Raw genomic sequence first — 14412 nt, forward strand, 5'->3', positions numbered from 1 at the left:
GAAAACCCGCCATGCGGCGGGTTTTCGGGCGATGGCGCGACCGGAATCACGCTATCGACTTGGGTTTGGCAGCCCCGGAAGGATTCGAACCTCCGAATGCCTGAGTCAGAGTCAGGTGCCTTACCGCTTGGCGACGGGGCTATGAAGCTGAGTTTAGCGCTTCGAGAACTGCGTGGCGCGACGTGCCTTGTGCAGACCGACCTTCTTGCGCTCGACTTCACGAGCGTCGCGGGTCACGAAACCGGCCTTGCGCAGCGGCGACTTCAGCGATTCGTCGTACTCGATCAGGGCGCGGGCGATGCCCAGGCGGATCGCGCCGGCCTGGCCGGTGATGCCGCCACCGCTGACGGTGACCATGATGTCGAACTTGTCCATGTTCTCGGTCAGCTCAAGCGGCTGGCGCACGATCATGCACGAGGTCTCGCGACCGAAGAACTGCTCGAGGCTCTTGCCGTTGACCACGATCGCACCACTGCCCTTGCGCAGGAACACGCGGGCGGCGGAGGACTTGCGGCGGCCAGTGCCGTAATTCTGCTGGATTGCCATGATGATTCCTTAGATCTCCAGCGCCTGCGGCTGCTGGGCGGTATGCGGATGTTCGGCGCCGCCGTACACCTTGAGCTTGCGGTACATCGCGCGGCCCAGCGGGTTCTTCGGCAACATGCCCTTGACGGCGATCTCGATGACACGCTCCGGATGGGTAGCCAGCAGGTCCCGCAGACTCATGGTCTTCAGGTTGCCGACATAGCCGGTGAAGCGGTGGTACATCTTGTCGTCCAGCTTGGCACCGGTGACGGCCACCTTGTCGGCGTTGATCACGACGATGTAATCGCCGGTGTCGACGTGCGGGGTGAACTCCGGCTTGTGCTTGCCGCGCAGGCGACGAGCAATCTCGGTCGACAGACGGCCGAGCGTCTTGTTCGTGGCATCAACCACGAACCAGTCGCGCTTGACGCTTTCCGGCTTGGCGCTGAACGTTTTCATTTCGGAATACCTGATCTGCCGCCACTAGGGCGGTTAGCGGAATCGTGTGGAGCAAAGGCGCGAGATGATAGCTGAGCTTTCATTCATCGCGCAAGCCCGAACTCGGCGGGTTGCGAGCTGGCAATGATAGCATGAACGACCGGTCGCTTGAGAATACCCCCACCCACATTTCCGTTCCGACCGGCCATGGGCAGCGCACACCCGGCCGGCCAGCCCGTCCCAGCCGATGCCATGCAACGACATCATGGCGCTGGCCGCCCATGGGCAGCTGTCGTCCTATCATGGGCTGCCGCCTGTACCCGATCGGCATGGACACCGGCACAGCGACCTTCGCCGACGGCTGCCGGCCAATCATTCGAACTACCGGAGCGACGTGATGACTGCACGTACCCTGACCCCACTGGACCGCCTGCTGAGCGGCCTCGAACGCGCCCTGGAAACGGTCGCCGGCACGCCACAGGGCAACCGCCCGTCACCCGGCGCCACCATCGCCAGTGCCGATCTGGATGACGCCGAACGCCGCCACGCCGCCGGCCTGATGCGCATCAACCATACCGGCGAAGTCTGTGCCCAGGCCCTGTATGACGGCCAGGCCGCACTGGCCCGGCGCGAGGAAAACCGCGTTCACCTGCGCGAGGCCGCCGACGAGGAGACCGACCACCTCGCCTGGTGCTCCGAGCGACTGAAGGAGCTGGATAGCCGCCCCAGCCTGTTCAACCCGCTGTGGTATGCCGGCAGCTACGCGATCGGCGCGCTGGCCGCACTGGCCGGCGACGCGGTGAGCCTGGGTTTCGTGGTGGAGACCGAGCACCAGGTGGAAGCCCATCTGGCCGAGCACCTGGACCGCCTGCCCGCGCAGGACGAGCGCTCGCGCGCGGTGCTGCGGCAAATGCAGGCCGACGAGGTGCGCCACGCCCAGAACGCCCAGGCCCGCGGCGGCATCGACCTGCCGTTCCCGATCCCGCAACTGATGCACGCCAGCTCGATGGTGATGAAGACGGTGGCGTATCGGGTCTGACGGGGGTCTGGTTCAGCCAAGGCTTTCACGAGCACCCGCCCCCCCCCAAAGGGGAGAGGGAGAAGATCGGCGGGTACCATGCCCAAAGAAAAAACCGCGCCTCGCGGCGGTTTTTTCGTCACATCAGGTTGCGGCCGTGGAACAGTTCCTCGATCTCGCGTCGCAGCAGCGACTCGATGCGCTGGCGCTCCTTGAACGAGAGGTCGTCGGCATGGGCCTCGAACAGGTAGGTGTCGAGGTCGAAGTCCTTGATGTGCATCTTGGTGTGGAACATGTTCTCCTGGTACACGTTCACGTCGAACATCTCGTACTTCTGCTTGATGTGGCGTGCCAGGTAATCCTGTACCGAATTGATCTTGTGGTCGATGAAGTGCTTCTTGCCCTTCACGTCGCGGGTGAAGCCGCGCACGCGGTAGTCGCACACCACGATGTCCGACTCGAAGCTGTCGATCAGGTAGTTCAATGCCTTCAGCGGCGAGATCACGCCGCAGGTGGCCACGTCGATGTCCGCGCGGAAGGTGGCGATGCCGTTGTGCGGGTGCGTCTCCGGATAGGTATGGACGGTGATGTGGCTCTTGTCCATGTGCGCCACCACAGCCCCGGCGATCGAATCGCGACCGAGCTTCTCGACCACCGGTTCCTCGGAGATCAGCATGGTCACCGAGGCACCCTGCGGGTCGTAGTCCTGGCGGGCCACGTTCAGGATGTTCGCGCCGATGATCTCGGCCACGTCGGTGAGGATCTGGGTCAGCCGATCGGCGTCGTACTGTTCATCGATGTACTCGATGTAGCGCTGGCGCTGTTCTTCGGACACCGCATAGCAGATGTCGTAGATGTTGAAGCTGAGCGCCTTGGTGAGGTTGTTGAAACCCTGCAGGCGCAGACGGGGAAGTGGCTTGACCACGGCGACTCTCCATGACCGGGGTGCGGTCAGCAGACGAGGCGGGTTAGCAGCAAGGGTCCCCGCTGGAAACATGGCACGAAAGACCCTTATCTTTCGTGTCCACTTGATAGTCCGCGCGAGTTCTCACCCGACCGCAGAACTGCAAAGTATGATGGAAAGCGGAGAAAAATTGAACCTGCGCCGTTTTGCCTGCGTTTGCCATAATGGGCCGGTTGCAAGGGACCCGCACAACACAGTCGCGGCCACCGTTCATCGGCGGCCCTTGAGACATTTTTTTGGGGGAAAGAGCACGTGGCGCAACTCAAATACCAACTCCAGCAGGCCTTCGAACGTTCCCAGGCGCCGCTCGGTTTCGCACCGGACCCGGCTTCGATGGAACGCTTCCTGGCCTTGTGCCACCGCCGGCGTTACCTGGGCAAGACGGCCATCATCCGCCCCGGCGACCCCGCCAACACGCTTTACTACATCATCGACGGCTCGCTCGCGGTCTGCACCGAGGACGAACAGGGCCGCGAACTGATCCTGGCCTACCTCAGCCGCGGCCAGTTCATCGGCGAGATGGGCTTGTTCGTGGAGCAGGCCCAGCGCGAATCGGTAGTGCGCACCCGCACCCCCTGCGAAATGGCCGAGATCAGCTACGAACGCCTGTTCCAGCTGATGGAAGGTCCGCTGCGCGAGGAATGCCCGAAGATTTTGTTCGCGATCGGCTCGCAGCTCACCAACCGCCTGTTGCGCACCTCGCGCCAGGTCAGCCGCATGGCCTTCATGGACGTCACCAACCGCATCTCGCGCACCCTGCTGGACCTGTGCCAGGAACCGGACGCAATGACCCACCCCGACGGCACCCAGATCCGCATCTCGCGCCAGGAAGTGAGCCGCATCGTGGGTTGTTCGCGCGAAATGGTCGGCCGCGTGCTCAAGCAGCTGGAGGAGCAGCGCATGATCGACGTCTCCGGCAAGACCATCGTGGTGCGCGGCACCCGCTGAGCAAAGCGGGCGGCACCACCACCGCCCATCGCGTCACGCCCACTTCGTCACACGCAGGCCAGCCATCCGCGTGCGGCGAAAACTGCGGAGCCCGGCCGGCATGGATCACCCGGCCGCAGCACGCAGGCTCAGTACCACTCGACCCGGCGCACGCTGCGCCCAAGTGCTTTCTCGACCCGCTTGCAGATCGCCGGCACGGCATTCACCAGCACGGGGTCGGCCGTCATTTTCAACATCGGGATGTCCTGGCTCGAATCGCTGTAGGCCACCGTAGCGGCGCGGATGCCGAGTGCCGCCAGCGCCTCCGGCTTGCGCCGCCCCACGTTGTGGCGCTGCATCCGCATGCCCGACCACCCCGGTTGCAGCGACGAGGCGACGACTTCGAGACCGTCAAGGCCCAGCTCGGCAAGCACGCTGCGTGCGAGGGTTTCCTCGCAGCCGGTCACCACCAGCACGCGATCGCCCGCGGCCTGATGACGCCGCAACTGTTGCAGGCCATCGCGACAGAACTGGCGCGGACGACGCACCAGCGCGGCGCCGAACCGGGTGGCGATCTCGCGATAACGCTGCTCGCCCACCCCGCACAGGCCGATATGCACCAATGTGCGCATCGCCCGGCGGCGCGAGAATGGCAGGCACAACAGCAGCCACGGCAAGGCCAGCAGGGCCAACGCCTTGCGCCACCACGCCCGTGCGTAGCGGTCGCGCATGAACAGATAGAAGGAGTCGCCGTGGATCAGCACGCCGTCGAAATCGAACAGCACCACGCGCGACGCGGACGCGTCGCCGTCCGCCGTGGATGGCGTTGCCTGGAATTCCCCTGTTTCCATGCGTGTCAGGTCGTGGCGAACAATCGCTGCAGTTCGAGACCCGGGTTGTCCGCGCGCATGAACGCTTCGCCGACCAGGAACGCGTTGATGCCGGCGTCGCGCAGCAAGGCCACGTCCTCGGCGGTACGAATGCCGGACTCGGTGACCATGATGCGGTCGTATTCCATCAGCTCCTGCAGTTCGAGCGAGGTTTCCAGCGACGTCTCGAAGGTGCGCAGGTTGCGGTTGTTCACGCCCACCAGCGGCACCGGCAGCGCCAACGCACGCTCCAGCTCCTCGACATCGTGCACTTCGCACAGCACGTCCAGGTCCAGCTCGGCGGCCAGCATCGACAGGTCGAGCAGCGCGGCATCACTCAGCGCGGCGACGATCAGCAGGATGCAGTCCGCACCGATCGCGCGCGCCTCGTACACCTGGTACGGATCGATCACGAAATCCTTGCGCAGCACCGGCAACGAACACGCGTCACGCGCCTGGCGCAGGAACTCCTCGCTGCCGTGGAAGAAATCCTTGTCGGTCAGCACCGACAGGCAGGCCGCACCACCGGCTTCGTAGCTCTTCGCAATCGCGGCCGGGTCGAACTCCGGGCGAATCACGCCCTTGCTCGGACTGGCTTTCTTGACCTCGGCGATCACCGCCGGCAGGCCCTGGTCGATCTTCGCCTCCAGCGCGGCGGCGAAGCCACGCGTCGGCGGCAGGCCTTCGACCCGTGCCGCCAGCGCTTCCAGCGGCAACTGGGCACTGCGCTCGGCGATCTCCTCCACCTTGCGCGCGAGAATACGATTGAGAATGTCGGCCATGCGTGGTCACCGGCAGTCGGGGAAGGGAAACAACAGGGGGAATGGCGCCATCTTACCCGGCATTGGCCAATCGGCGCGTGACAGCCACGAAGGCTTCCATTTTCGCACGTGCCGCGCCGCTGGCAATCGTCGACCGCGCGCGCTCGATGCCCTCGCCGATGGAGCCGGCCACGTTCGCCGCATACAGCGCCGCACCGGCGTTCAGGCACACGATGTCATGCGGCACGCCGGGCTCGCCATCCAGTGCCTGCAACAGCATCGCCTTCGACTCCGCCACGTTGTCCACGCGCAGATTGCGACTGGAGGCCATCGACAGACCGAAGTCTTCCGGCTCCACCTCGTATTCACGCACTTCGCCGTCGCGCAGCTCGCCGACCAGGGTGGCCGCACCCAGCGAAATCTCGTCCATGCCGTCGCGTCCCCACACCACCAGCGCATGGCGTGCGCCCAGTTGCTGCAGTACGCGCACCTGGATGCCGACCAGGTCAGGATGGAATACGCCCATCAGGATGTTCGGCGCACCGGCCGGATTGGTCAGCGGCCCGAGGATGTTGAACAGCGTGCGCACGCCCATTTCCTTGCGCACCGGCGCCACCACCTTCATCGCCGGATGATGGTTGGGCGCGAACATGAAGCCGATGCCGGTCTCGGCCAGGCAGGCAGCCACCTGCGCCGGCTTGAGCTCGATCGAAGCGCCCAGCGCCTCCAGCACGTCGGCACTGCCGGACTTCGACGACACGCTGCGGCCGCCATGCTTGGCGATCTTCGCCCCGGCCGCCGCCGCGACGAACATCGAGGCGGTGGAAATGTTGAAGCTCGACGCGCCATCGCCGCCGGTGCCCACGATATCGAGGAAATGCCCGCTGGCCGGCGCATCCACCTTCGCCGACAGCTCGCGCATCACCCGCGCCGCGCCGGTGATCTCGCCGATGGTTTCCTTCTTCACGCGCAGGCCGGTGATGATCGCCGCCGTCATCAGCGGACTCACCTGCCCGCTCATGATCTGGCGCATCAGCGAGATCATCTCGTCATGGAAGATCTCGCGATGTTCGATCGTGCGCTGCAAGGCCTCGTGCGGGGTGATGGTGATCTCGCGCCCGCTCATGCCGCCAGCATCCGCCGCGGCAAGCCGAGGAAGTTGGCCAGCAGGTCGTGACCGCGCTGGGTCAGGATCGATTCCGGATGGAATTGCACGCCTTCGACCGGCAACGTCTTGTGGCGCAGGCCCATGATCTCGTCGATGGAGCCATCCGCGTTCTCGGTCCACGCCGTCACTTCCAGGCACTCCGGCAGCGACGCCTGCTCCACCACCAGCGAGTGGTAACGCGTGGCCTCGAACGGATCGGGCAAGCCGGCGAACACGCCCTCGCCGCGATGGCGTACCGGCGAAATCTTGCCGTGCATGATCTGCTTGGCGCGAATCACCCGGCCGCCGAACGCCTGCCCGATCGCCTGATGCCCCAGGCACACGCCAAAGATCGGAATCTCGCCGGACAACTCGCGCAGCAGGTCCAGCGACACGCCCGCGTCGTCCGGCGTACCCGGCCCGGGCGAAATCATGATGTGCGCCGGCTTCAACGCACGGATGCCCGCCACGTCCAGCGCATCATTGCGCACCACCTTCACCTCCTGCCCCAGCTCGCCCAGATACTGCACGAGGTTGAAGGTGAAGCTGTCGTAATTGTCGATCATCAGCAGCATGTCGGAATACATCCCATGATTTTTGGTGCCACGGCCCGCTGAAGGGCCGGGCTCATTGGCGCCACCATACCCGCATTTCCCATGGGCGCAGGGATATGGCGATGCACCTTTGTCGCAGCAGAGGCCATTTTCACGCATTGCCGCCCGTGAACCAAGCTGAATCCGGCGCGTTCAGGCGTGGCTCTCAGCCCTGCCATTTGGCCATCCATCTGTATTTGCGCAGATTTCGAAGATGACATCGCCGAGCCGTGGCAACGGAACCTGCCAATGAACTCAACCAGCGGCGGCCACGGCCAGCCCCGACACCACGCCCAGCGAAGCCTCGCCGCACACCAGCGGAATCTCCGGGAAACATGCCTGCACGCAAGCCTGCAGGTGCGGCGAACGCGAGCTGCCGCCGGTCAGGAAGATGCCGCCCGGCGCTTCGCCCATGTCCTCGCGTGCCTGCGCCAGCAACTGCTGCAGCCGCTTGAGGAAATCGTCGGCGCCGAGCAGGAAGTCGTCGCGGTCCACGTCCACGGCCAGGTCGTTTTCGATGAAGTCCAGCAACGCCCGGCTCTGCGCGGCTTCACCCAGCTCGATCTTGATCCGCTCGGCCAGCCGGTTCAGCCGCGTGGTGGCGCCGAGTTCCTGCAGTGCGCGCAGGCGCGAGCCGAACGGTTCGTCGACCAGCCGGTAATTCTGCTGCCGGAACTCGCGCTGCTTGGGCAGGATGTGCACGCTGGCCGCTTCCACGAAATGGTGCGCTGGTATCGGGGCCTCGCCCTTGCCGAAGTGCGGCATGAAGCTGTGCAGGTTCAGGCCGATATCGAGATCGGTGCCGCCCTTGGCCAGGCCCCAGCTGCGATGGATGTGCGGCGCCTCGCCACCACCCAGTTCGGCCCAGGCCAGGTCGGTGGTGCCGCCGCCGATGTCGACAATCAGCGTGCGCTGCCGCTCGGTCAGCTGCAGGTGGTAGTGCATCGCCGCGGCCGCCGGCTCCTCCAGGAACGAGACGTCGTCGAAACCGGCCATGCCGGCCGCCTCGCGCAGCAGCTCCAGCGCCTGCTCGCCACCGGCTGCACCCATCGAGCTGCGGAACTCCACCGGCCGGCCAATCACCACGCCACGCACCGACACACCGAGCTGGCGCGTGGCGGCCAACCGCATGTGTTCAAGGATGTGCGCGGCGATGTTGACGATGATCTTGCGTACCGGCGTATCGAGCCGGTAGCCGAGCATCGACTTCGGCGATTCGATCAGATGACCGGCGCCTTCATCCAGATAGGCCTCGACGGCCTCCTCGCCGAACAGCGCCTGCTGGAAGCGATCGATCACCGTCGATGCGCTGCGCGCCTGCTCTTCCATCCACTGGCGCCGCACCACCCGGACCGCATCGCGCCGCAGTTGCGTTTCCGTGGCCTGCGCACGCTGCTGCCGCGAGGCGCGCACGATCGACTCCACCTGCGCGGCCAGTACCGGAGTGAGCTGGAAATCCTCGGGATTGGGGATCTGCTCCGGGAAGAAGACCGCCGTGCGGAATTGCCTGGCGTCGCCGAAGCGGATCAGCTCCAGCCGTCCATCCACCAACGCAGCCGCAGCCGAATAACTGGTTCCGAAATCGATTCCGATGCGCATGCGATGCCACCGTGATGCAAGGGCAAGCCGGCCATTATGGCAGCATCGGATGGCCCCGGTGACTCGCGCAGACGCATGGCGGCGCGTGCCCGCGGCGATGACGGACAACCGAAACCGACGGCCGCTCCGTGTCGGCCGCCAGATGATGCCCCACGTGATCGCGCTACAGCGCGCGATCGACAGCCGCGGCGATAGCCGCCATGGCCTGGCCCGTCGGGTGATAGGGAACCGGCGCGAACACGCGGGGGTTCGGCGGAAACCGGAAACCGGACACCCACGGATCGGCAGCACACACGTCATGAGCCATGGTCACGGCCGAAGCCGCGACCAGCTTCACGTGATCGGCCTTCGCCGCCTCGGCGGTGATTCGCGCCAGTTGCGCGGCCACGCGGCGCCCGGCCGCGATCTGTTCCGGCGACAACGGCAAACGCTGCGGGCAGGAGCCATGGGACGGAAGAATGTTGGTGTAATCGACCAGCACGATCTCGGCATGGGGCGCACGCGCACGGATCTGCGCGATGATGCGATGGAACTGCATCGGCAAGCGGCGCGACGCCGCCTGCACCTGATCCTCGGGCACCACCTTGCAGTCCTGTGGATGCCAGGCAGCGGGCACTGCGTCGGGGCGACGCAGGCACGATTCAGCCCACAGATTGCCGATGTAGGCGAGATCGTTGCCGCCTATGGTGATCGTGACCAGGCGCGTATCGGCGTCCACTGCATCGATTTCGGGTGGCTGCCCGGCCTGCGACCTGTCCAAGATGTCAGCGGTCGTCGCACCGGCGCAGGTCATGTCCACCAAGTGCAAACCGCGCTTGCGCGCCAGCACATGCGCGTAGTCGGCCGTCGAGCGCGCGCAACCTGGCGGGCTTCCCGGCACCCGCGTCGCCACGCCGGGCCCGGACGCGAACGAACTGCCCATGGCAACGTAGGTCGCACCGTGTGCCGGCCCGGCGGCCAGCGCGGGTGCCGCGATGCCAGCAAGCAACACGGACAGGCATGGCAGCAGAAGTTTTTTCATCGACGCACCTCGATCAGATGATGGGAAACCGAAGCCCCCGCGCTTGCAGACTGGTGGCCGACAAGACCACGCGCTGCACGGCAGGTGTCGCTCACGTGGTGATGCAGCGTCCGGCGCTCCCGCGAAGCGGCCCTGCGGCACAAACGCTGCTGCCGGCTACGGCTGTACACCGGCGCGGATCACCGCCTGGTTGATCGTGCGTACCTTCGCCTCGTCCACTTTTTCCACCTTGCGGTCGTAGGTGTACAGGCCGTTGTGCTCGCCCTCGACATCGGTGATCTGGGTGTAGACGCTGCCGGACATGCCCTTGGGCATGCCCTTGTCGAGCAACACCTTGGTGTTGGCGACGTAACCCGCGTTCAGTGCGGCGCGATCCTTCACCGCGCCGTAGGGATTGATCGGCGTGTTCGGCCAGACGTGACCGGGAATGCCCAGGGTCAGGCCGCCGTGTTCGCCATCGATGGCGGCGCGCTGCGCATCCGGGCTGGGCAGGCCGGGCCCCTGGTAATCGTGCACGTCATACACGTCGCCGGCATGCGGGTCGCCCTTCATGTCGCAGCAGTTGGCGCCGCTGCGTGCATCGACCAGGCGCGAGGGATCGAGTTGCTTGATCTGCGCCGCCAGCTCCGCGGCAGCCGGGATGCTCCACTGGCCCCAGCCTTCGTTGAACGGAATCCAGCCGATGATCGAGGTCTCGCCCTTGAGCTGATCGACGATCGCGGTGACCTGGGCGCGGAAGTTGGCCTTGTCCGTGGCACTGAGCTTGTCGTTGCTGCCGGTGGGCAACGCCGGCATGTCCTGCCACACCATCAGGCCGATGCGGTCGGCCCAGTAATACCAGCGCGCCGGCTCCACCTTGATGTGCTTGCGGATGGTGTTGAAGCCCAGGTCCCTGGTCTTCCGGATATCGAACTTCAGCGCCGCGTCGGTGGGCGCGGTGTAGATGCCGTCCGGCCAATAGCCCTGGTCCAGCGTGGCCAGCAGGAAGGTCGGCTTGCCGTTCAGCACGATGCGATTGCGCCCACCCACCTTGGCAATGGCGATGCTGCGCAGGCCGGCGTAGCTGGTCGCGTGGTCGCTCTGCCCGCCCGCGTCGAGCGTGGCCTTGAAGGTGTACAGGAATGGATCGCGCGGGCTCCACAAGTGCGGATGCGCGATGGCCAGGTGCAGCGGCTGGTTGGCCGGCCCGCTGGCCTCGCCCACCGCCTTGCCGTCCGCGTAAGCGGTGACGTGCAGCATCGCCGCACGCTCGTCGCCATGCACGCGCGCGGTCACGATGAACGCATCCAGGCTGCGCGCAGGGGTGAAGGTCAGTTGCGCCAGACTGGTGGCCCGCACCGGTTCCAGCCATGCCGTCTGCCAGATGCCCGAGGCAGCGGTGTAGAAGATGCCGCTCGGCTTCAGCCGCTGCTTGCCGATCATCACGTTGGCACCGTCCACCGGCGCATGCACGGCGACGACGATCTCCTGCGGGCCGTGTGCGCGCAGCTCGGGCGTGATATCCGCGCTGAACGAGGTGTAGCCGCCGACATGGTGCGCCACCTGCTTGCCGTTGACGTAGACCGTGGCCTCGCGGTCCACCGCGCCGAAATTCAGGCGCACGTGCTGGCCATGCGCGGTGAAGCCGGCGGGAATCGTCACCAGCCGGCGGTAGAACATGAAGTCCGCATGCTTCTGCACACCCGACAACACCGACTCGATCGGATACGGCACCAGCACCTTCCCCGCCAGGGTCTTGCCGAACGGTGGCGCGGCCTTGCCATCGGTCGCCGCGTACTGCCACAAGCCGTTGAGGTTCAGCCACTGCGGGTGCGCCAGCGAGGGGCGAGCCAGTTGCGGGCGCGGATAATCGGGCAAGGCATTGCGAGGCGACACTTCGGCCGTCCACGGCGTAGCCAGTGGGGCCATCTTGCCGGACCAGGTGGCCACTTGATCCGGTGCCGCCATCGCCGGCACGACGAAACCCATTGCCATGGCCAACCCAAGGCTGGCGCCCATGCGCCGCATCCCGATACTGCCGATCATCCGCCCTCTCCTCGTGGTCATGTCGATGCGGCGAAGGCACCGCCATGCCCGAGGGTGGACAATTGTCCGACAAATGTCCAGCATGGTGGTTGCAAACTGTCGACCTGCCCCACCACTGCCACCGCCGCATGGAGAATCCCCTGATGATTGCCTGGCGAAAATTGCCGTCGATGGTTCTGGCCGCAGCGCTCTGCGTGCTGGCCAACACGCCCGCACATGCGCTCGACAACGGCCTTGCACGCACCCCGCCGATGGGCTGGAACAGCTGGAACACGTTCCACTGCGACGTCAGCGCCAAGCTGATCGAGGCCACTGCCGACATCATGGTCAGCTCCGGCATGAAGGCCGCCGGCTACCGTTACGTCAACATCGACGACTGCTGGCTGCTCAAGCAGCGCGGGCCGCACGGCGAGCTGGTGGCGGACCCGGCGAAGTTCCCGCAGGGCATCAAGGCGGTGGCCGACTACGTGCACCGCAAGGGGCTGAAACTCGGCATCTACGAGTCGGCCGGCACCATCACCTGCGCCGGTTACCCCGGCAGCCTCGGTCACGAGAAGCAGGACGCGAAGGAGTTCGCACGCTGGGGCGTGGATTACCTCAAGTACGACAACTGCGGCGACTACCGCGGCGAAACCTATCCGCAACGCTACACCGCCATGAGCGATGCGCTGCGCGCGACCGGGCGTCCGATCGTCTACAGCCTGTGCGAATGGGGCAACCAGTCGCCGTGGAACTGGGCGCAGGCCATCGGCAACTCGTGGCGTACCACCCAGGACATCACCCCGCGCTGGCATACCGACCAGCCGGCCAACGGCTATCCCCAGGGCATCCTGGACATCCTCGACCAGCAGGCCGCGCTGTCGCACGCTTCCCGCCCGGGCGCGTGGAACGACCCGGACATGCTGGAAGTGGGCAACGGCTACCTCAACAACGACGAAAACCGTGCGCACTTCAGCCTGTGGGCCTTGCTCAACGCGCCGCTGATCGCAGGCAATGACCTGCGCAAGATGTCGAAGGACGTGCGCGCGATCCTGACCAACCGCGAAGTGATCGCGGTGGACCAGGACTGGGGTGGTCGCCAGGGCTATCGCGTGCACCGCGACGGCAACGCCGACGTCTGGGCCAAGCCGATGTCCGACGGTTCGGTGGCGGTGATCCTGCTCAACCGCGGCAGCGGTCCGCTGCACATCGCCACCAGCGCAACGGCGATCGGCTTGAAGTCGGCTTCAAGCTATACCGTGCGCGACCTGTGGCAACACCATAGTTCGACCAGCGCCGGTGCCATCGAAGCCGACGTGCCCACCCACGCGGTGGCCATGTTCCGCGTATGGGCCGGCAAAGCGCCAGCCGGCACCGGGACTCCCGGCTGAGACACGGTCAACTCATGGCGTCGCGCCCTGGCGCGGCGCCAGCAGTGCGGCGGAAATGCCCGCGTCCTGCAGATGCGCCGACAACGCGCGACCCAGCACCAGTTGCGCGCAGGCCTCGGCCATCGCCGCACTGGTCTGGATGCCGTAGCCACCTTGCGCCGCGACCCAGAAGAAGCCTTCCGCGTCCGGCGCGAAACCGCCCACCAGGTTGCCGTCCGGCACGAAGGAGCGCAGGCCGGCCCAGCTTCGGGTCGGCCGGCGGATCGTCATCGTGGTGATTTCCTCGATGCGATGAATGCCCAGCGCGATGTCGAACTCTTCCGGCTGCACATCGTGTGGCGGCACCGGATCGGCATTGGCCGGCGAGCCGAGCAGCAGGCCGGCATCGGGCTTGAAGTAGCAGCTTTCGTCGGCCGCCATCACGAACGGCCAGCTTGCCGTGGCCATGCCTTCCGGCGGTTCGAACAGAAAGGCCGAGCGACGCTTCGGCTGCAATCCCAGCGGAGCGACGCCGGCCAGGCGCGCCACGTCGTCGGCCCACGCCCCCGCCGCATCGAGCAACAGCGGCGCGCGGAATCGCGACTCGCCGCAATCGATCTCCCAGTGCCCTTGCGCGCGCTCGATCGTGCGGATGTCGGCACTCGCCACCAGCTGTCCACCGCGCTCGCGCAGTCCGCGCAGGAACCCCTGGTGCAGCTCGTTGACGTCGATGTCGGCAGAGCCCGGCTCGTACAGGCCGAGGCGTGCCGCTTCCGGTCGCAGCACCGGCACCATGCCGAGCAAGGCATCGGTACCCAGCAGGTGCAGGTCGCTGACGAACGGCGCGTTGGCATCGTGCATCGCCCGCACCTGGTCGGCCTGCTCCGCCGAGCCGATCACCACGGTGCCGCGCGGCGTGAGGATGGGATGCGACGCGAAGCCGCTCGGCGGGCGCTCAAGGAACGGACGCGTGGCACGCGTCAGCGCACGCACCTGGGCGGAGCCATAGGTCTCGCTGAACAAGGCCGCCGAGCGACCGGTGGAATGCACGCCCGGCCACGCCTCGCGCTCCAGCACCAGCACGCGCGCATGCGGCGCCAGAAACCAGGCCACCGAGGCACCGGCCATGCCGGCACCGATGACGATGGCGTCGAATGTGTTCTCATGCATATCGGC

14 protein-coding genes and 1 tRNA gene are annotated in these 14412 nt (G+C 66.1%); 3 read left to right on the top strand and 12 right to left on the bottom strand.

Annotation, left to right across the window (positions count from 1 at the left end):
• Positions 1-66 precede the first annotated feature (66 nt).
• From AB7849_RS02645 to rplM, 3 genes are all read right to left on the bottom strand, one after another.
• Positions 67-141 (bottom strand) — tRNA-Gln (locus AB7849_RS02645).
• A 12-nt stretch (positions 142-153) separates the two neighbouring features.
• Positions 154-546: a 30S ribosomal protein S9 gene (rpsI, locus tag AB7849_RS02650; RefSeq protein WP_008216826.1), complete on the bottom strand. Its 393-nt coding sequence runs from the start codon at positions 544-546 to the stop codon at positions 154-156.
• Positions 547-555: 9 nt separating this feature from the next.
• Entirely contained in the window at positions 556-984 is a 429-nt protein-coding gene (gene rplM, locus AB7849_RS02655; protein ID WP_008216823.1) for a 50S ribosomal protein L13, read from the bottom strand.
• Positions 985-1360: 376 nt separating this feature from the next.
• Between rplM and coq7 the strand changes: the two genes are divergently transcribed.
• Positions 1361-2002 carry a 2-polyprenyl-3-methyl-6-methoxy-1,4-benzoquinone monooxygenase gene (coq7, locus tag AB7849_RS02660; RefSeq protein ID WP_037102572.1) on the top strand — a complete coding sequence of 214 codons (642 nt, stop codon included), beginning with the start codon at positions 1361-1363 and terminating at the stop codon, positions 2000-2002.
• A 118-nt stretch (positions 2003-2120) separates the two neighbouring features.
• Here coq7 and speD read toward each other — a convergent pair whose 3' ends face one another.
• Positions 2121-2906, bottom strand: a complete 786-nt coding sequence (gene speD, locus AB7849_RS02665) for an adenosylmethionine decarboxylase (protein WP_008216821.1) — start codon at positions 2904-2906, stop codon at positions 2121-2123.
• 291 nt (positions 2907-3197) lie between these two features.
• On the opposite strand from speD, the gene crp reads away from it, so the two are divergent.
• Positions 3198-3893: a cAMP-activated global transcriptional regulator CRP gene (gene crp, locus AB7849_RS02670; protein WP_008216819.1), complete on the top strand. Its 696-nt coding sequence runs from the start codon at positions 3198-3200 to the stop codon at positions 3891-3893.
• A 128-nt stretch (positions 3894-4021) separates the two neighbouring features.
• Here the strand turns inward: crp and AB7849_RS02675 are convergent, their stop codons facing one another.
• The 7 genes from AB7849_RS02675 to AB7849_RS02705 form a co-directional block, all read right to left on the bottom strand.
• Positions 4022-4723, bottom strand: a complete 702-nt coding sequence (locus tag AB7849_RS02675) for an HAD family hydrolase (RefSeq protein WP_008216818.1) — start codon at positions 4721-4723, stop codon at positions 4022-4024.
• A 5-nt stretch (positions 4724-4728) separates the two neighbouring features.
• The gene (gene trpC / locus AB7849_RS02680) at positions 4729-5523 is read right to left on the bottom strand and encodes an indole-3-glycerol phosphate synthase TrpC (RefSeq protein ID WP_008216815.1); all 795 of its coding nucleotides are present in this window, start codon (positions 5521-5523) and stop codon (positions 4729-4731) included.
• Between the two features lie 52 nt (positions 5524-5575).
• Positions 5576-6628 carry an anthranilate phosphoribosyltransferase gene (trpD, locus tag AB7849_RS02685; RefSeq protein WP_008216812.1) on the bottom strand — a complete coding sequence of 351 codons (1053 nt, stop codon included), beginning with the start codon at positions 6626-6628 and terminating at the stop codon, positions 5576-5578.
• A complete protein-coding gene (locus tag AB7849_RS02690; RefSeq protein WP_008216811.1) occupies positions 6625-7224 on the bottom strand; it encodes an anthranilate synthase component II in 600 nt (199 codons plus the stop codon). Before AB7849_RS02690 ends, trpD begins: the two co-directional genes overlap by 4 nt.
• Before the next feature lie 273 nt (positions 7225-7497).
• Complete coding sequence (locus tag AB7849_RS02695; RefSeq protein ID WP_008216809.1) at positions 7498-8841, bottom strand: Hsp70 family protein; 1344 nt, start codon at positions 8839-8841, stop codon at positions 7498-7500.
• A 163-nt stretch (positions 8842-9004) separates the two neighbouring features.
• Positions 9005-9862, bottom strand: coding sequence for an SGNH/GDSL hydrolase family protein (locus AB7849_RS02700; RefSeq protein WP_369500524.1), 858 nt, complete (start codon positions 9860-9862; stop codon positions 9005-9007).
• Between the two features lie 156 nt (positions 9863-10018).
• A complete protein-coding gene (locus AB7849_RS02705; protein ID WP_369500525.1) occupies positions 10019-11887 on the bottom strand; it encodes a glycoside hydrolase family 2 protein in 1869 nt (622 codons plus the stop codon).
• A gap of 143 nt (positions 11888-12030) precedes the next feature.
• Between AB7849_RS02705 and AB7849_RS02710 the strand changes: the two genes are divergently transcribed.
• Complete coding sequence (locus AB7849_RS02710) at positions 12031-13257, top strand: glycoside hydrolase family 27 protein (protein WP_008210971.1); 1227 nt, start codon at positions 12031-12033, stop codon at positions 13255-13257.
• Positions 13258-13269: 12 nt separating this feature from the next.
• Here AB7849_RS02710 and AB7849_RS02715 read toward each other — a convergent pair whose 3' ends face one another.
• Positions 13270-14406 (bottom strand): NAD(P)/FAD-dependent oxidoreductase, encoded by a 1137-nt coding sequence (locus AB7849_RS02715; RefSeq protein WP_008210969.1) that lies wholly within the window; start codon positions 14404-14406, stop codon positions 13270-13272.
• Positions 14407-14412: the final 6 nt, after the last annotated feature.

The sequence above is a fragment of the Rhodanobacter sp. FW021-MT20 genome (assembly GCF_041107475.1).
Taxonomy (GTDB): domain Bacteria; phylum Pseudomonadota; class Gammaproteobacteria; order Xanthomonadales; family Rhodanobacteraceae; genus Rhodanobacter_A; species Rhodanobacter_A glycinis.

Excerpts from the sequence above, each read along its gene's own strand:
- rpsI (WP_008216826.1), bottom strand. The coding sequence starts at position 546 with ATGGCAATCCAGCAGAATTACGGCACTGGCCGCCGCAAGTCCTCCGCC.
- rplM (WP_008216823.1), bottom strand. The coding sequence starts at position 984 with ATGAAAACGTTCAGCGCCAAGCCGGAAAGCGTCAAGCGCGACTGGTTC.
- coq7 (WP_037102572.1), top strand. The coding sequence starts at position 1,361 with ATGACTGCACGTACCCTGACCCCACTGGACCGCCTGCTGAGCGGCCTC.
- AB7849_RS02675 (WP_008216818.1), bottom strand. The coding sequence starts at position 4,723 with ATGGAAACAGGGGAATTCCAGGCAACGCCATCCACGGCGGACGGCGAC.
- trpC (WP_008216815.1), bottom strand. The coding sequence starts at position 5,523 with ATGGCCGACATTCTCAATCGTATTCTCGCGCGCAAGGTGGAGGAGATC.
- trpD (WP_008216812.1), bottom strand. The coding sequence starts at position 6,628 with ATGAGCGGGCGCGAGATCACCATCACCCCGCACGAGGCCTTGCAGCGC.
- AB7849_RS02690 (WP_008216811.1), bottom strand. The coding sequence starts at position 7,224 with ATGCTGCTGATGATCGACAATTACGACAGCTTCACCTTCAACCTCGTG.
- AB7849_RS02695 (WP_008216809.1), bottom strand. The coding sequence starts at position 8,841 with ATGCGCATCGGAATCGATTTCGGAACCAGTTATTCGGCTGCGGCTGCG.
- AB7849_RS02700 (WP_369500524.1), bottom strand. The coding sequence starts at position 9,862 with ATGAAAAAACTTCTGCTGCCATGCCTGTCCGTGTTGCTTGCTGGCATC.
- AB7849_RS02705 (WP_369500525.1), bottom strand. The coding sequence starts at position 11,887 with ATGATCGGCAGTATCGGGATGCGGCGCATGGGCGCCAGCCTTGGGTTG.
- AB7849_RS02710 (WP_008210971.1), top strand. The coding sequence starts at position 12,031 with ATGATTGCCTGGCGAAAATTGCCGTCGATGGTTCTGGCCGCAGCGCTC.
- AB7849_RS02715 (WP_008210969.1), bottom strand. The coding sequence starts at position 14,406 with ATGCATGAGAACACATTCGACGCCATCGTCATCGGTGCCGGCATGGCC.